Annotated in this window: 13 protein-coding genes and 2 tRNA genes; 5 read left to right on the plus strand and 10 right to left on the minus strand. The window is 63.3% G+C overall.

What is annotated here, in order from left to right; all coding sequences use genetic code 11:
* Positions 1 to 226: 226 nt before the first annotated feature.
* Positions 227 to 1,216 carry an oxidoreductase gene (locus IPK66_18145; GenBank protein ID MBK8177102.1) on the plus strand — a complete coding sequence of 330 codons (990 nt, stop codon included), beginning with the start codon at positions 227 to 229 and terminating at the stop codon, positions 1,214 to 1,216.
* Between the two features lie 110 nt (positions 1,217 to 1,326).
* Positions 1,327 to 1,403, plus strand: a tRNA-Pro gene (locus tag IPK66_18150).
* 258 nt (positions 1,404 to 1,661) lie between these two features.
* On the opposite strand, the gene IPK66_18155 is transcribed toward IPK66_18150, so the two are convergent.
* Entirely contained in the window at positions 1,662 to 2,219 is a 558-nt protein-coding gene (locus IPK66_18155) for a transposase (protein MBK8177103.1), read from the minus strand.
* The gene (locus tag IPK66_18160; GenBank protein ID MBK8177104.1) at positions 2,216 to 2,728 is read right to left on the minus strand and encodes a winged helix-turn-helix domain-containing protein; all 513 of its coding nucleotides are present in this window, start codon (positions 2,726 to 2,728) and stop codon (positions 2,216 to 2,218) included. The genes IPK66_18155 and IPK66_18160 overlap by 4 nt, the downstream gene beginning before the upstream one ends.
* A gap of 173 nt (positions 2,729 to 2,901) precedes the next feature.
* Between IPK66_18160 and IPK66_18165 the strand changes: the two genes are divergently transcribed.
* Positions 2,902 to 3,837 carry an IS5 family transposase gene (locus IPK66_18165; GenBank protein ID MBK8177105.1) on the plus strand — a complete coding sequence of 312 codons (936 nt, stop codon included), beginning with the start codon at positions 2,902 to 2,904 and terminating at the stop codon, positions 3,835 to 3,837.
* A gap of 78 nt (positions 3,838 to 3,915) precedes the next feature.
* Positions 3,916 to 4,632: an IS630 family transposase gene (locus IPK66_18170; protein ID MBK8177106.1), complete on the plus strand. Its 717-nt coding sequence runs from the start codon at positions 3,916 to 3,918 to the stop codon at positions 4,630 to 4,632.
* A 28-nt stretch (positions 4,633 to 4,660) separates the two neighbouring features.
* On the opposite strand, the gene IPK66_18175 is transcribed toward IPK66_18170, so the two are convergent.
* The 8 genes from IPK66_18175 to IPK66_18210 form a co-directional block, all read right to left on the minus strand.
* Positions 4,661 to 4,737: transfer RNA gene (locus IPK66_18175), tRNA-Arg, on the minus strand.
* A 227-nt stretch (positions 4,738 to 4,964) separates the two neighbouring features.
* A complete protein-coding gene (locus IPK66_18180; protein ID MBK8177107.1) occupies positions 4,965 to 5,390 on the minus strand; it encodes a GFA family protein in 426 nt (141 codons plus the stop codon).
* 119 nt (positions 5,391 to 5,509) lie between these two features.
* Positions 5,510 to 6,238, minus strand: coding sequence for a tetratricopeptide repeat protein (locus IPK66_18185; GenBank protein MBK8177108.1), 729 nt, complete (start codon positions 6,236 to 6,238; stop codon positions 5,510 to 5,512).
* Between the two features lie 7 nt (positions 6,239 to 6,245).
* Positions 6,246 to 8,372, minus strand: coding sequence for a DNA polymerase III subunit epsilon (locus IPK66_18190; GenBank protein ID MBK8177109.1), 2,127 nt, complete (start codon positions 8,370 to 8,372; stop codon positions 6,246 to 6,248).
* A gap of 140 nt (positions 8,373 to 8,512) precedes the next feature.
* Positions 8,513 to 10,342, minus strand: a complete 1,830-nt coding sequence (locus IPK66_18195; protein MBK8177110.1) for a cyclic nucleotide-binding/CBS domain-containing protein — start codon at positions 10,340 to 10,342, stop codon at positions 8,513 to 8,515.
* A 162-nt stretch (positions 10,343 to 10,504) separates the two neighbouring features.
* Positions 10,505 to 12,163 (minus strand): cation/acetate symporter ActP, encoded by a 1,659-nt coding sequence (gene actP / locus IPK66_18200; GenBank protein ID MBK8177111.1) that lies wholly within the window; start codon positions 12,161 to 12,163, stop codon positions 10,505 to 10,507.
* Positions 12,164 to 12,166: 3 nt separating this feature from the next.
* The gene (locus IPK66_18205; protein MBK8177112.1) at positions 12,167 to 12,448 is read right to left on the minus strand and encodes a DUF485 domain-containing protein; all 282 of its coding nucleotides are present in this window, start codon (positions 12,446 to 12,448) and stop codon (positions 12,167 to 12,169) included.
* Positions 12,449 to 12,732: 284 nt separating this feature from the next.
* The gene (locus tag IPK66_18210) at positions 12,733 to 14,727 is read right to left on the minus strand and encodes a sodium:solute symporter family protein (GenBank protein ID MBK8177113.1); all 1,995 of its coding nucleotides are present in this window, start codon (positions 14,725 to 14,727) and stop codon (positions 12,733 to 12,735) included.
* A gap of 590 nt (positions 14,728 to 15,317) precedes the next feature.
* On the opposite strand from IPK66_18210, the gene IPK66_18215 reads away from it, so the two are divergent.
* Positions 15,318 to 16,757, plus strand: coding sequence for a CBS domain-containing protein (locus tag IPK66_18215; GenBank protein MBK8177114.1), 1,440 nt, complete (start codon positions 15,318 to 15,320; stop codon positions 16,755 to 16,757).
* Positions 16,758 to 16,791: the final 34 nt, after the last annotated feature.

Genomic DNA, 16,791 nt, shown 5'->3' on the forward strand with positions numbered 1-16,791 from the left:
GATGGTCTCCTTCTTCCGTACTGGCGCAGATCATTATCGCCATGATGCACGCACAGGGGCAATGGCCCAGCGTATCCGGCGAGCGGCAGCTCGATCACCTTGCACCGCCACCCTCGCAAGACGAGTGTGGATTAAGGGCCGCGCGTTCTCGTCGGCGACGACGAGCAGGCCTGCGCGGTGGGCAGCGGCTTTCGCAAACCGCCCAAAGGGACCGAGAGGAGAGACGATGATAACATTCACCGGATGGAAGCTCGACAAACGCGATGATACGTTCAGTTGTGCGCTCGGCGAAATCGATGTCAGCGAGTTGATGGACGGCGACGTCACCGTCGACGTCGCGTATTCGACGATCAACTACAAGGACGGCCTGGCGATGACCAACAAGAGCCCGGTCGTGCGCCGCTGGCCGATGGTCCCGGGAATTGATTTTGCCGGCCGGGTGCGTGAAAGCACACATGGCGATTTCGCTGTCGGCGACGCTGTCGTGCTCAATGGTTGGGGGGTCGGCGAGACCCATTGGGGCGGCCTTGCCCAGCGCGCCCGCGTGCACGGCGACTGGCTCGTGCCGCTGCCCGCCGCCTTCACCCCGGCGCAAGCGATGACCATCGGCACCGCCGGCTACACCGCCATGCTCTGCGTCATGAAGCTGCAAGCCGCGGGTGTTGTGCCCGACAGTGGGGATGTCCTTGTCACCGGCGCCGCCGGCGGGGTCGGCAGCGTTGCCGTCGCCCTCCTCTCGACGCTGGGATACCGCGTGGTAGCGGCCACCGGGCGGGAAGTCGAGGCCGATTTCCTCAAAAGTCTCGGCGCCGCTGACATCCTTGCGCGCCGCGAGCTCAGCGAAAAAGGTCGACCGCTGGCCAAGGAGCGCTGGGCTGCCGCGGTCGACGCGGTCGGCAGCCACACTCTCGCCAACGTCCTCGCCTCGACCCGGTATGGAGGCGTGGTCGCCGCCTGCGGCCTCGCCCAGGGCGCCGACCTGCCGACAACGGTGATGCCGTTCATCCTGCGCGGCGTGACGCTTGCCGGCGTCGATTCGGTGATGTGCCCGAAACCCACACGTCTTGAGGCATGGAAGCGGCTAAGCGAATGCCTGCCGGTGGCCAAGCTCGAGGCAATCACCACGACAGCCCGGCTGGCGGACGCCGAGCGCCTCGCCCAGGATATTACCCAAGGCCAGGTTCGCGGCCGGGTGGTCATCGATGTCAACGCCTGAGCGGAGTCCGGCTTGACGTTTCGCGGCGCGGCATCGACTTTAGCGCCTTTCCGCGGCGAGGCATCTTGCCGCGGACCCCACCGGCGCGTATATACCTCGCCACGGCGCAACGGAGTGTAGCTCAGCCTGGTAGAGCACTGTCTTCGGGAGGCAGGGGCCGGAGGTTCGAATCCTCTCACTCCGACCAGTCTTTTCTTTTAAATTTAGGGTCGTTGGGCATCCCGAGAGGGATTGCTTGTCGCCTTGCTCCGGTAAGTTGCGTTCCGCGCCATTGTTGTCCGCTCGATCGGCGGGCGCCAGAATGGCGTTATCGCGCGCAACATTTTTAGCCAAATCCCTAGGGCGTTTCATGGGTTGATTGAATCGGCGGGGATTGAACGAACCCGGTGTCGCGGGAGTGGGGTGATCGGTTAGCGGGGGCGGCTCCCGCCTCATACCGCCGAGTCTATGACTTGAGCTTCTTGATCCAGGGATCGTTGCAGAGGGAGGCGATGCGGGCGGTTTCGGCGGCGAGTGCGTTCCAGGGGCGGCAGCAGGTGTCGACGATGGCGTCGTCGTCGGGGAAGAGGCGCAGCGACAGGAAGCGTCGCGCAGGTAGAGCCAGAGGCGCTCCACTGGGTCGAGTTCGGGCGAATAGGGGGGGCAGCGGCACCAGGGTGACGGTTTCGGGGATGTGCAGAGCTTTGGCGCCGTGCCAGCCGGCTTGGTCGAGAACGACGACGGCTTGGACGTCCGGGGCGAGCCGGGCGGCGAAGGCGTCCAGGAAGGTCTGCATCGCTTCCGTCGACACGTCCGGCAGGACGAGGGCGAAGGCGTCGCCGCAGGCCGGACGGACGGTGCCGAAGATCCAGGCCCAGTCGTAGCGGCGGTCGCAGACGCCGGGTGGGCGCCGGCCCTTCAGCCACCAGCGATGGCGGACGCGGCCTTTCTGGCCGACGCGCGCCTCGTCCATGAACCACAGCTCGACCCGCCTTTCGGGATGCGCCGCGGCCGTCGCGCTCACCGCCTCGCGCAGCCCCTTTTTCTGAACCGGGCCTGCGCCCGGGCGTCCGCCTGCGGGTGGACCGGCCGCACCTTCTGCCGCGACAGCCCCATCCGCCGCGGCACCCGGGTCAGGCTCGACGGATGGTAGGTCTTGCCGAAGTGCGCCGCGAGCCAGCGGCACAGGTCGGCCCGGGTCCACGCCGAGACGCCGTCGGCCTCCGGGTCCGGGCCACGAAAGATCGCCGCCGCGAACGTCGCCTCCTCGGCCTCGCTCAGCGTGCGCGGCGCATGGCCTTTCGGCCGGCCCTTCAGCCCGGCCAGACCCTCGGCATTGTAGCGGACGACCGCGTCCCTGAGCGCCTGGCGCTCCATCCCGGCCAGCCGCGCCGCTTCCGCCCGCGTCATCCCGTCCAGCGCGTTCGCGATCGCGTACATCCGCGCCGCCACTCGACCGTCCCGCTCGCGACGGGCGAGGAGCCGCAACTCCGAAGCCGCATGATCATCCCGGATTTCGAGGGCTCGTCCCATCGCTTCCCCCATATCTGCTGGAAATGAGGGAATCAGAAATTCGCGAACTCGGAAATCCCCAACGCCAAGTCAGATCAACCGCTCAGCGGTATCAGGAGACCTGTGTGCGGGTAATGCTGGACTCGCGACTATGTCTCTGATTCGATGCGATCATTGGGATTATGGGGGCGGCGATGGCGCATCGGGTCATTGGTCAGGAGCGGCTTCGGTTGGCAGAGACGGGCGGTCAGTGTTCGTCGTTGGATGAGCTCTTGGCGCTGATCGATTGGCATCCGATCACGGTATTGCTGAAGCCGATCCATGCCAGTGCCAAAGGGGAGGCGGCGTGGCCGCCGCTGGCGATGTTCAGGGGACTGCTGATGTCGGTCTGGTATGACCTGTCGGACGTAAAGCTGGCTGAAGCGCTGGACGACCGGGCTTCATTCCGGCGGTTCTGCGGCTTTTCAAGGACCGAGCCGACACCGGAGCGCACCGCCTTCGTCCGCTTTCGCAAAGCCCTGGTGGCGGCCGGCCTGGATCGTGCCCTGTTCGAGGCGGTCACCCGCCAGCTGAAGGCGAAAGCCGTGCATGTGAAGACCGGCACCATCGTCGATGCCACGATCATCGCGTCTGCCAGCGAGGACGATGACGACGCCCGCTGGGTCAAGCACAAAGGCCGGCCGGCCGTTCATGGCTTCAAGGCCCATGTCGGTGCCGACGCCGATACGGCGCTCGTCGAGGCGGTTGTCGTCACCCCAGCCAACGTCAACGACGGCCGTGCGGGGTCGGCGGCGCTGCTCGACTCGCCGGGCGAGGTATTCGGCGACAGCGCCTATCGCGGCGCCCATTTCCGCGAGGCGGTGCGCATCAAGGGCGGACATGCACGGATCGCCGCGACCGGTATGTGGGGGCTGGATGAAAAGGAGACCCTGGCGAGGCTGGCGGCCTTCAATGCGCCGATTCACCGGGTGCGCGGCCGGATCGAGAAGATCTTCGGCACTTGGAAGCGAAGTTACGGGCTCAGGCGAATGCGATGGCTCGGGATCGCCAAAGCCGCGGCCCAGGTTCACCTCACCGCCATCGCCTACAACCTCAAGCGCACCCTGAGCATTATCGCCAAGCCCGTCTGATCCACAAACCAGGGTGCTTTGGCGCAGCCGCACAAGCCCCACCAAACCCCAGCCAGAGCCGCCTATCCGACTGCAATCGTGCGGAAAATCACCACCCGCGCACAGGTCTCATCAGTTGGCCGAACGGGGCACGCCGGTCGGCATCGGCACCGTCCACCGTTTCTTCCAGCGCCACGGCATCACGCGCAAAAAAAGACCGGATACGCCACCGAGCAGGACCGTGCGGATGTCCTGATGCGCCGGCTGGCATGGTTCGAGGCGCAGCCCGATCTCGATCCGGACCGCTTGGTGTTCATCGACGAGACCTGGGCGTCCACCGCCATCGCACGCACCCATGGCCGCGCCCCGCGCGGTGAACGGCTGCGCATAGGCGTGCCGTTTGGCCACTGGCAGACGACGACGTTCGTCGCCGGTCTGCGGCTGTCGGGCATCGTCGCGCCCATGGTGCTGGACGGCCCGATCAACCAGCGGGCCTTCGATGCCTATGTCGACCAGATCCTCGTGCACGAGCTCAAGCCAGGCGACATCGTGATCATGGACAATCTCTCAAGCCACAAATCGCCCGCCGTCCGCACGGCGATCAAAGCCGCCGGCGCTGAGTTGCGGTTCCTGCCCCCCTACAGCCCGGACTTCAACCCGATCGAAAACGCGTTCGCCAAGCTGAAGCCCCTGCTCCGAAAAGCCGCCGAACGCACCGTCGACGGCCTCTGGCGCACCATCGGCTCGCTCATCGATCTATTCACACCAGCCGAATGCGCAAACTTCTTCACCCCCGCAGGATATGAGCCAGAGTGAGTGGAAACCGCTCTAAGTGATTGAAAACTGGTGCGCCCGGCGGGACTCGAACCCACGACCCCAGGATTAGGAATCCTGTGCTCTATCCTGCTGAGCTACGGGCGCTTCACGGATTGACGCGGGCTTTGGAAGCTCCTGTGTCTCGGAAATATCGCCTTCGTGCGTTCAGATGCGCTGACGACGAGAGCAACCGGTATCTCGGCCCGTCTACGACGGGCGGCACGGGGCGATGTTAGTTCAAAGCCGCTACCTATGCCACATCCCTCTACTGCGCGGCAGGGTCCAATGGAGCAGGCTGGCCGTTCCCCGGCGGGTGGCGGCACACGAGGGAATCAGGTCCGCGAGGGCGGCATTCCGGCGAAGCGGGGCAGCGACGGATCGATTGCATCCCAGGCGGGCGCCTCGCTGGCGAAGACCACCATCGACGGCCGGAAGACCGCGGGATCGTCGAGGCTGCCAGCGGTCAGGAAGATCACCCCCGCCATACCGGTCGACGTTAAGAGCATCGGCGAGCCGCAGGTCGGGCAGAAGCCGCGACGGGTGACGGCGCCGCTCTTTGCTATCGTCTCCCAGAAACGCACCTCGCCCGTAACCGTCACCGCGTCGGCGGCAACGCCGAGGTGCGATGAATGGCCGCCGCCGCTATCCCATTGGCAGGCGCGGCATTGGCAAAAAGTGGCGATGATCGGATCGGCGCGGCATTGATACCGTACGGCGCCGCACGCGCAGCCCCCGCTGAACACGTCCCCCTCGCTCATTCGCCGCACTCCGCGACCCGACGCACGCCGGGCAGCCTATCGGACCGCTACCCACCGATCAAGCGCGGGCCGCCCCCCGCTTGCGGGCGAAGACTCCGCCTCTGGCGCGATGCTAACGATCACGGCTTGTGCATGCGCTGGCGGGCGTCGATGTCGGGGATGCGCATTACCCGGTCGTCTGCAGGCAAGGCGAGCTGATGGGCGAGATACTCCGCGCGCCTGGCGACCGACGACGGATGGGCGTTGCCATAAAGGATCCGCGCGACGATCCCAGGCGGGGAAACAACACTGGCATCGAGCGCCAGCGCGCGGCGGTAGTCGGCGAGCGCCTCGTCCCAGCGGCCCAGGCGATCGAAGAGAATACCGCGATCGGCATACGCGGCGGCGAGGATGGCCCGCGCCGGCGCATCCTCGACCGCATCTGCGCCGCCCGACGCGGTGGCACGCGCTGCGGACGCGCCCGGTCCCGCGCCCCCCCTCGAAACGTCCCCCGGTATGTTTGCCCCGGCGAGGCGGCGTCCGATCGCATCGATGACGAACGAAAACGCGGCAAGCGCCTCATCCGGCCGGCCGCTTTGCGTCAGCGCGATCGCCTTGCCCATCCAGGCGCCATAATGGTCGGGTGCCAGAGTGATCGCCGCCTCGAAACGTTCGAGCGCGTCGCCATAGGCGCCGTCCGTCAGCAGAATATCACCCTCGCGGACTTCGTAGGCGCCGGGCGGTGAATCGAACACCCCGGAGCGGATGAGCAGCCCACCACCGAACACGACGAGTCCGGCGATGAGCATGATTGCGGCGAGGCGGAGCAGCGGGGCCGCTATCGGCGACGATTTCGAAAGAGCGAACATCGCGCGGTCAGGCGGTCAGGCGGGCATAGGGGCTTGAGCGACAGGCGCTTATCGCCTCGCCCAAGGTCCGGATGCCATTCTGCGCCAGCAGTGGCTGCAGGGCGACGAAGATCTCGGCGGTCGTCAATGCGTCGCCGAGCGCCGTGTGACGACCGGTCACCGACTTGCCGAGGCGCGCCGCGATCGCCTCCAGGCTCTTGTCTTCGTGGTTGGGATTGATCGCGCACTCAAGCAGCAGCGTATCCAGCACCGGGCGGTCGAACGAAACACCGAGCCGGCTGCCGGCGACGGCAAAGAACCGCATATCGAAGTCGACGTTATGACCGACAATGACCGTATCCTCGACGAACCGGCGCAATCGCGGCAGGACATCCTCGATCGGCGGCTCGCCTCGCAGCATGCTGGCGGTAATGCCGTGAATCGCCTGCGACTGGAGCGATATCCCTCCCTTGGGGTGGACGAAACTATCGAAGTTTTCCTGGCGTAGAATCCGGCCGTTGACGATGCGAACGGCCCCAATGGCGATGATTTCATCGCCGTTGTCGGGATCGAGACCGGTGGTTTCGACATCGAGTACGGTCACGCTGAGCCGGTCGAGCGAGACCGACATCAGATCGCGCGTCTCGCTTCGTTGCCCGAACAGGTGAAAGTCGAAATCGTGTCCGTAGTCATCGTCGGCACGGACGCCGCTTTCGACGTCGAGATCGCTGGTCGGCAGGATCAGTCGCACGCAAGGCCGACCCGTCGCGGCGGACCGATCGGCCCAGATGACCCCACCGTACTGCTCGATCGCCTCGAACAACGTCTTCGTCGTGCCGCGCGGATCAGTCGTAACGTTGCGAATACCCCAGTTTCGCAGCGCCTCCATATCCAGCGCCGCGCCGCTCCATTGCAGCTCGAACGACGCCAGCGCGCGTTTCGCCGCCAGGGTCAACTGCATGTCCTCCGCCCGGCACCAAGCGATCAACTGATCGACGAGAAACAACAGGCACTGGATGACCGCATAGCTCTCGATCTTCAACCAGACCGGCTCAACCGGCGCGCTGACCTCAATTACGACGCCGCGCGTCTCTTCCAGGTTTCGCTCGAGCGTCGCCAGGAGGTCACTGCCGAGGATATCCTCGAACGGAAGCTGAATCGTCAGGTCCTCGGCGTATTCGACTTCCAAACGGTCAAGATGGCCGCTGACCTTCAGCGCCTCATCGCGGATAACCTCGAAAAATTGCTGGCGGCCGGCCTCGTCCATCTCCGGAAAGGCGAGAACTGTTTCGATGGCCGCACGAATGCCGCCGATCGCCGAGCGCTGCCCCTCGGTCAATGATTGCAGCAGAACGCCCCGCCGGCTTTCGGTATCGAACTGCCGGGTAACGTCCAAAAAGGTAAGGATATAGCCGCTCAAGCACTTCTCGTGATCGACGATCGGGATGAACTGGGCACTGAGCATTTGGCCGCCTGGTCGCGGCGCCACGAACGGGACCATCAGGTTGGTCTCGCCGCCATCAAGGCGGTGGCGGATGTTTTCGAGCGAATGGCGGATCACGTTTTCGTCGATTGCGCCATATACCGTCCGCCCCAGACCAATCCAGTGGCCTTCAGACTGGCCGGCGGATCGCTCAAGCAGGCGCTGCGCCTGGCGATTGTAAAGCAGGATCCGGCCTTCGAGGTTACACACCAGAACGCCCTGGGTCAGCTTCGACATCAGCGTGATCAGGATCGTTTTCTCTTCTTCGATCAGCGCGTTGGCCTCACGGATCCGCTCGTCGACGTCGTCATGCAGCGATTGGAAACGTTGTGCCAAAAGGTTGATGCCGATGGCCAGCGCGCCGATCTCGGGCGTCCCGCTCTGCGATACGCGGTGGCGGGGGTTGCTGAGGGCGATCAACCGGAGCGCCTCGACGAAACCGCCCAATGGCCGAACCCATCGCGAGAAAATCGCGTACATGACCGCGCCGATCAGCCCGCACAGCGCCACGGTGCCCAACAAGAGCGCGCCACCCGCGCGCTGGACGATTTCCACCGCGCTTGTCTGCTGGCTGGAGTCGAGCAGGTCCCAGCATGCCCATGCGGTTGCGGCGATCAAGGCGAGTTGGGCGCACAGGGTCGACAGCAGGATCACCCACCCACTGCGGGTCATAAATCAGTCTCCCCGGCGAAGCCACTCTTTGTCGTTCCTCGCAGGCCGTCGTGGGATCGAAACCACGATGCCGACAGCGATGGCAAAAATATAGGCTGACATATTCTGTTGAATAAACAATGAAAAAAGGCGGCATGCCCTCATGTTAACATGTCCAGGCGGAAATGATGCGCGACATCTGTTTTGAAATGCTTGACGATCTTTAGCGATGATCGCAGAAGGTTGCGCTCAAAGCCGTGCATATCGTCGATCGGAACGATGTTCCCGTAGACATCGCCACGGTCGATCGCCGAGAATTGCTGCCGTAGTCGCAACATCATCATGAAATCGAGAGCTTCGATCAGATCAGCGGTAAACTCCTCGCTGAAAGGACCTCGGCCGCACAACGCCTGAATACGTCCGATGGTATTGGTTTCGGTTATTCTGTACTGTAGCGCCAAACTCCGCACACCGTGTACGATTGGAAAAATTCCGCCTTTCTTGATATCGATCCCGCGCTTGCCGTTAAGGTTCTCATTCATGGTGATACGCCCGAACAGCCCCAGCGGAGTCGGAAACGCCAGGACGGCGCGAGCAAAATGTCCGGCAAGCGCATCTTCATTACTGACCAGGTCCATCAGCGAAGACTTCAGGGTGCCGAGCAACGCGCCATCGCCAGCAATGGCCGAGGCATCGAGGAGGATCGCGAGATTAAGCAAGGCGTCGCCCGTGGGTGCCGCCACCCACGCGCGGACGGACCGACGGTAACCTTCGAGCGATTTCGACCACTGCGGATTGGCGACCATGACGTTGCCGGGGCAAGGCGGATAGCCGAGATCGATCAAATCGCGCGTGAACGCGTCGGCGACCGTCGCGCGCTCGCCTTCCATCGGTTCAAGGGCGAAGATCAGCCCGTTATCCTGGTCGGTGCGGAGCAACTGCTCTCCTCGCCCCTCGCTGCCCATCACGATCAGGCACACCCGGTCTTGCAAACCCGGCGGAACAGTCTTTTCGAACACCTTGCGGAAGGTCTTGCGATTGATATCGGTGATGATGCGAGCGATGTAGCGCGGCTTCACGCCACGTTCGAACAGGGAGCGGACAAGTTGCGTCACGCCAGCTACGGCCTGCGCCAGTTCCGCGCTGGTTGTCGATCGATCAACCTTGCTGGCAACGACGTAAGATGAATTGGCGAGAACACTCAGCAGGTCCGCCTGTTCAAACACGCCCTCGATCTCGCCCCCTCGGGTAACCACGATATGCCGGATCGACTGTTCGGTCATCAACACCAGGGCGTTGAACAAAAAATCGTCGTGATCGAGCGTAAACAGACGCTCGCTGGCAAGATCGCCAATCGGCGTTGAGTCTGGCATGCCCATGAGAACCGAACGCTCGCGCACGTCGCGCTCGGTGAAGATGCCGACGGCATCGCCGCGACGCACGAGCAGGGCGGAGATCTCACGCACCCGCATAAGCCGTGCCGCATCGACAAGCGTCGTTTTGGGATCGACGAAAACGGGTGGGTGCAGATGTCCCTCACCCAGGCGGGCAAGCAAAAACGAGGACGCCTCGCGCTGCTGCTGCGCCGCCACTTGCACATCGAGGCGCCGGTTCAGCTCTCGCAAGAAGAAATCGCGAAACGCGGGATTGCGCCGCGAAAGGGCATGAAACAGCTGCGCTGGCATCAGGTAGCAGGCGCTGCGCGTCCGCGCAACGAAGCTGTTTTCACTCCGCCCGTTGATCAGTCCGACGCAATCGAACGTCGAGCCGGCGCCGTAAGCGTTGATCGGTCCGGCCTGATCGGACTCTTCAACACCGCCATCGGCGACGATGTAAAGCGCGCCCGGCGAATTCAATCGCTGAATGACCACGTCGCCAGGCGCGAAATGGCTCGGTGTCAGCGCGTCGGCGACCCGGTTGATATCGCCGTCGTCGAGCACGTCGAATGGACGAACCGTCCGAATAAAGGTTTCTGCTTGCGGATCGGTCATGCCACCCCCCTGCCTTGCGCTTCGGCAGGCACCCTATTGACCCGGCAAACGCGGCGCATGCCGCGCTATTACTCTACCATAGAGGCGAAAATCGACAAAGAAACGGGCCGAAGGGAAAGCCCTTCGGCCCGGTGATCGCCTTGGCGACGAGAGGCCTACGGGCTATTCCGCCGCCACGCCCCGCGGTTCGCCAAGCAGCGCCCGCCGCTCGACTTCGGCAAAGCCCTCTTCGGCCGAGCGCTCCGGGGCCAACAGCGAGACAATGATGCCAAGCAGAAAGGCGCCGGTCATGGTGATCAGGCAGGGGTTCTTCAGGGGGAAGTAGAACCACTGCAGCTTTATGGCAGCGACCGCCGCGTTGTATGCGTCCACAATGTCCGGGGTTGCCCCCGCCGCCGGCTTCGCCGGACCAAGCAGATCGATCTGGATGGTCGGCCCGCAGTAGATCAGCACCAAGGTGCCGATGGTACCGAACAGGATGCTGGTGACCGCGCCAGCGGTGGTAAACCGTCGCCAGAACACGGACATCACCAGCGCCGGGAAATTCCCCGATGCGGCAATCGAGAACGTCAACCCCACCATATAGGCGACGTTCTGGCCTTTGAAGGCGATCCCAAGCAACACCGCGCAAACGCCGAGAATGATCGACGCCGCTCGGGCGACCTTGAGCTGTTCCGATTCAGGGGCATGACCGCCGCGGATGACGTTGACCCACAGGTCGTGGGAAAGTGCTCCCGCGCCCGCCAGCGTCAGGCCGGCGACCACCGCGAGAATGGTGGCGAAGGCGACCGCGCAGATGAAGCCGAAGAAGGCGTTCCCCGCGAGCACCTGTGCCAGCAGGGGCGCCGCCATATTACCGCCGCCACCAGCCGCCAGGATGTTGTTCTGACCAACCAGCACCATCGCCCCGAACCCGAGGATGAAGGTGATCAGGTAGAACCCGCCGATCCAGACCGTCGCCCACATCACCGATATGCGCGCCGCCTTGGCGTTCGGCACGGTGTAGAACCGCATCAGGATATGGGGCAACCCTGCGGTACCGAACATCAGCGCCAGCCCGAGCGAGACGGCATCCCAAGCACCGGTGACGACTTTTGTGCCCGGCTCGAGAACTTTGCTGCCGTAACAGAAGAACTGCGAGCCCGCCATGGCGGTCGGATCGCACCCCGTCTGCGCCGCCTGGGCAAACAGCGCGGTCGGACTGAATCCGAATTTGGCAAGCACCATGACCGCCATGAACACCGCGCCGCAGAGCAGCAGGCACGCCTTGATGATCTGCACCCAGGTCGTCGCGATCATTCCGCCGAACAGCACGTAGGTCATCATCACGCCGCCGACGATGACGCACGCCCAGACGTAGGGAATGCCGAACAGCAGCGTGATCAGCGTTCCGGAGCCGACCATCTGTGCGATCAGATAGGTCAGCACCACCGCCATCGTACCCAGCGCCGAGGCGATGCGAACCGGCTTTTGCTTCAGCCGGTAGGCGACGACATCGGTGAAGGTGTATTTGCCGAGGTTGCGCAACGGCTCGGCGATGAGGAACAAAATGATCGGCCAGCCGACCAGCCAACCGGTCGAATAGATCAGGCCGTCAAAACCGTTCATCGCGACGAGGCCGGCAATGCCGAGGAAGCTCGCTGCACTCATGTAGTCGCCGGCGAGAGCGAGCCCGTTCTGAAAGCCTGAAATCGAGCGGCCTGCAGCGTAGAAGTGTTCAGCCGTTTTCGTGCGTCGTGCCGCCCAGTAGGTTACGACCAGCGTAGCGCTGACGAAGATGAAGAAAAAGACAATGGCTGTTATGTTGGATCCGCTGCTCATCGCCTACCCCCGCAAATGCGCAAGTTCATGGATCTCGTGATCGTACTTGGTGTTCGCCCAGTTCACATAGATGAGGGTCAGAACCCATGCACAAACAATCACGAGCGCGCCGAGGAGAATACCGAGACTGAGACCATCGCTGATCAATGTGCCCAGCAGCGGCTTGTCGAAGGCGACGAGCAAGATGAACGCATAGTAGACGATCAGCATAAAGACACTCAGCCAGATGGCGATCCGCCATCGCTTGGCAGCGACGGCGTGCAGCCGCGCTTCTGAATCGTGCATATTCCTCCCTCCCAAACAAAGCCGAAAACCGTGCGGAAAGCCCTACCTGCCTCGGATCTAGCCATACACTTTTTGGCAAGTCAACGGCCCTGAAATGAAAGTAGCAGTGGAATGTGGACTTTGACGGAGCGCGACCAATCGCGTTCGCTCTTTCGGCGATCGTTATCGCGATTATTTTATGTGCCGGTGAGAGCCAGTCCGGGTGTTTTCATTCAACGATAAAAACCGCCCGTCCCGCTTCGTTTCCAAACGGGAAGACTTATGTTTTCGATCCGACCCGCCGCTTAGGCGATCGGTCGTGTGGCCGGTGTATCGCCGATGTCATCCACCAGCGCCTCGACCGCCTTTGCCGGCACGGATGCCATTTCCATCCGATAGGCGAGGAACCACAGTAAGGCGATCCCAAGTAGCCAGAAGAGAATCTGCCACGCCCAGATCGAGGGTATGCCGAATGTCCAGGCATCACGGCCGGCTCCGGGATCACCGAAGATCCAATTCCCGATCACCGCTCCCGGACCCACGGCGAAGATCAGCCAGGCGATCGTCATCACCCAGGCCAACGGCACCAGACGGCGTTTGTGGGCTGGAAGCCGGGTATGATTGCGCAGGAACGCATGGAACTTCAGCCGATGCGCCCGTTGCTTTTCGTCCTGGGTCAACGCCGAGATCACGACGCAGACTGCGATGTTGGCGACGATGCCCCAGCCAGCGGAATGGATGGTCAGGGGCCAGCGCCGCCACGGTAGCAGCGGGCCGAGCAGGTCCTGGCCGATGGAATCCGTCAGCGCGACCGCGATGAGTCCAACTGCGAGCCCCCACGTCGCGCCGGCGCGGGTAATCCACGGCAGGTAACAGATCGCGGCGAGCGGCACCCACATCTGAAAACCGAACGCGACCGCAAGACCTCCGAGCAGGACGAGCGCGTCGCGCGAATAGGTCGCGACCAGCAAGGCGCAAACGACGATGAAGGCAACGCTCAGGCGACCAAACAGCTTTTGCGTGACATGGGTCGCGCGCGGGTTCAGGTATCGCTTGTAGAGATCACGCGTCAGGATGCCGCCGGCGGTCGACATGTAGGCGGCGCCGGTCGACTGCATCGCCGCCAACGCACAGACGGCGAGCAGGCCGACGAGCCAGGGCGCGTGATCAGCGATCAGGTTGAAATAGTGTGGAACCAGCGCGTCGGGATGAAAGGCGACGCTCGCTGGAATAAGCGTCGGATCGACGGCGAGGCCGGCCGCATTCACCCAAGGGTTGGCGCCAAGGAACTGAGCCGCCATGCCCTGAATGGCCGTAAAGAAGATAAGAGTGCCACCGATCCAGGCCGCCGATGCCCAGACCGCCTGTGGTGCGAACGGCGACGGGTCGGAATTGGAAAACGACCACATGGTAAACGCCGGCGCCGCCTGGATCCCCATCAACGCGAACATGTAGGTCAGGATCATCATGCCGGTCCAGATGCCGCCGGTGGGCGCGCTGTCGTCGCCCACTCCTGCCGTCCACTGGATGATGCCGGGCACGGCGAAGTAGGCGTTAAAATCGCCGCCCGCGCCGCTGACGCCCGCGGTCGTTCCCCACCGCCCAACATCCGTGCGCGCGAGGCTGGCCATCGCCTGGTTCAGCGATTCCCATCCGCCCACCGCCTGCAGCGCGATGACGCCGACGATGACGATGCCGAGCCACAACAGCAGGCACTGGACGGTATCGACGTAGGCGACCGCGCGCAGGCCGCCGGATGCCACATAGATCAGCACCACCAGCGACAGCATCCACATGCCGAAGTTCTCGCCGACCATGCCATTGGGAAAGGCGTCGGTCGTCGTCAGCACGTTGAACATGTACCCGGATGCGCCGAGCTGCACACCGAGGTAGGGAATCGAGTAGAACAAGGCGACGGTGACGGTGAGCACGCGGATCGCGTCACCTTGGAAATAGTCGGCCATCATCTCGCCCGGAGTGACGTAGCCGAAGCGCTTGCCCAGCATCCATTGTCGCTTGAGGAAAATCACGCCGGTAAACGGAATCGCGATCGCATAGAACGAGGCGTAAGCGTACTGGAAACCGTCCCGGTAGATGAGCCCCGGATGGCCCATAAACGTCCAGCCGGAATAGGAGGTGGCGGTTGCCGCCAACACGAAGACCCACAAGGAAAGCTTGCGACCAGCGATGAAGTAATCGCTCGCCGTCCGCGCCAGACGCGCACCGCGGATCCCCCAGAAGATACAATATCCCCAGTACAGCAGCACGAAGACGAATAACCAGACGACCTTCGGCGCCACTTCTCCTCCTTCGCTCTCGCGCTGTCCCGCGCCGTTCACGCGCGCGCCCACGGTCCGACCACCGGCCCGTTCGCCTTACGGCATGCCGCTTACATGTCCTTCGCCCGCGCGGCGCCTGACCGTTCGAGACGATTGTCCCGGCTTAGGTCTCCCTGCTTCTGCCTTTAAGGCAGAAGGCGGATACACGCGCGCCTGCCAGCAACGGTGTTCTGCCTTTTCTCGCGAATGCGACCCGATCCAGTTTTTCGAGCCGGCAACCCTCAAGTTAATCCTCCCTTAGCATCTTCGAGCACGGTGCACAACAAGGCAGTACATGGGCGCGCGACAAAGACCTCTCGGATCATGCCCTCAGCGTTTTTGACAGTCTCTGCGTTGCCGGCGTCGGTCATGCTAATGGAATCTTCGCAAACTTCTCCTCGAAGGAGAGCTGTGGTTGACTTTTTTCGCGTAATGACGTCTTTCTTGCGCTCGAGGATCGTTACCGGTGCTTGACCGCCTCTTCGCTTGTTCCATTCATTGCTCGACCGCACCCTGTCATGCCTGTTCCACCGCACGAGGCCCGCGAACGCTCGCGAACCGCGGTGTTCAGTATGCGAGTCCGGGATTTCGCCCGGCCGCGGGAGACAGTACTCACAATCCGCCCCGGCACACCTTGCGCGGACATCGTCGCCCGTCTGACCACTGAAAAGGTTTCCTGCGCCATTATCGTCGACGCCGGCGAGCGGCCGATCGGAATTCTCACCGAGCGGGACGTCGCCCGACGCATCGCATTTCGCGTTCCGCCAGAAGCGCCGGTCGAAACGGTGATGACCGCGCCGGTATTGACCATCGAACGGCGCGAGTACCTTTACTGCGCAATCGCGTGGATGCGGCGCCACGACCTGCGACACATGCCGGTGGTCGATCGCACCGGCCGCCTCGCCGGCATGCTCTATCTTCACGACGCGCTCGCCGCCGCCTCGGATGGACTGATGCGGCAGATTGACCGTCTGAGCCGTGACGATACGGTCGCGGGCATGCGCGAGGTCAAGTCGGCCCAGGTGGAACTGGCAGAAGAGCTCTTCGCCGACCACCTGCCAGCGTTTGAAATTCAGCGCCTGCTGACGCGGATCAATTGCGATATTTACCGACGCATCGGCGAGGCCGGGCTGCGCACCATGGCGGCGGAGGGATGGGGCGAGCCACCAGGCTCGGCGGCGACGATCGTTATGGGCTCCGGCGGACGGGAGGAGAACTTTCTTTTTCCCGATCAGGACAACGGCTTTATCGTTAGCGCCTATCCCGACACGGAACACAGTCGGGTCGACGCGTTCTTTATCGAGCTCGCCGAACGAATGTGCCGCGACCTCAACGCGGTCGGTATTCCTTACTGCAACGGCTATTGCATGGCGGTCAACCCGCTGTGGCGCAAGACGCTGCCGCAGTGGATCGCGCAGATCCGCCAATGGACCAGCGCGGGCAGCACCGTCGCCATCCGCCTCGCCGACATCTTTTTCGACTTCCAGTCGGTGTGGGGCGATACCGCGCTGGCCCGCGAGTTGCGCCACGCCGTCACCGGTCTCGTGCGCAACAACCGCACCTTCCTGCGGCAGATGTATCAGGACAAGGTCGAGCACAGCATGGCACTGGGTCTGTTCGGCGGGTTCGTCCATGAACGGCGCAGCCGCGAATACCGTGGCCAAGTGAACCTGAAATACACAGGGACCTTGCCGCTGGTCAGCTCGGTCCGCCTGCTTGCCCTTCGTGAGGGTATCGAAGCCACGCCGACATTGGAGCGCATCGCCGCCCTGACCGAGAAGGGCGTATTCGAGCGACGCGAGGCCGAAGAGCTGTCGAGCGCCTTTGGCGTCGTGACCGACACCTTGCTTCGTCAACAGCTCGCCGATTTTCGCGCCGGCCGGCGCACCAGCTACTTCATCGATCCCCAGGCGCTCGACAAACGCACCCGCTCCGCTCTTCTCGCTGCGCTGAAATCGATCCACGGGCTGCGGCGGCGCACCCACCTCGAATTTGCCGCACAGGTTTTTTGACGTCTTGCTGAGGAAAAGCCCCGGCGCGGACCCC

Source organism: Rhodospirillales bacterium (assembly GCA_016712595.1).
Classification (GTDB): domain Bacteria; phylum Pseudomonadota; class Alphaproteobacteria; order Rhodospirillales; family Defluviicoccaceae; genus Defluviicoccus.

Coding starts and splice junctions, on each gene's coding strand:
- IPK66_18205 (MBK8177112.1), bottom strand. CDS start 12,448: ATGCACGATTCAGAAGCGCGGCTGCACGCCGTCGCTGCCAAGCGATGG.
- actP (MBK8177111.1), bottom strand. CDS start 12,163: ATGAGCAGCGGATCCAACATAACAGCCATTGTCTTTTTCTTCATCTTC.
- IPK66_18160 (MBK8177104.1), bottom strand. CDS start 2,728: ATGGGACGAGCCCTCGAAATCCGGGATGATCATGCGGCTTCGGAGTTG.
- IPK66_18165 (MBK8177105.1), top strand. CDS start 2,902: ATGGCGCATCGGGTCATTGGTCAGGAGCGGCTTCGGTTGGCAGAGACG.
- IPK66_18190 (MBK8177109.1), bottom strand. CDS start 8,372: ATGACCCGCAGTGGGTGGGTGATCCTGCTGTCGACCCTGTGCGCCCAA.
- IPK66_18215 (MBK8177114.1), top strand. CDS start 15,318: ATGCGAGTCCGGGATTTCGCCCGGCCGCGGGAGACAGTACTCACAATC.
- IPK66_18185 (MBK8177108.1), bottom strand. CDS start 6,238: ATGTTCGCTCTTTCGAAATCGTCGCCGATAGCGGCCCCGCTGCTCCGC.
- IPK66_18145 (MBK8177102.1), top strand. CDS start 227: ATGATAACATTCACCGGATGGAAGCTCGACAAACGCGATGATACGTTC.
- IPK66_18180 (MBK8177107.1), bottom strand. CDS start 5,390: ATGAGCGAGGGGGACGTGTTCAGCGGGGGCTGCGCGTGCGGCGCCGTA.
- IPK66_18195 (MBK8177110.1), bottom strand. CDS start 10,342: ATGACCGATCCGCAAGCAGAAACCTTTATTCGGACGGTTCGTCCATTC.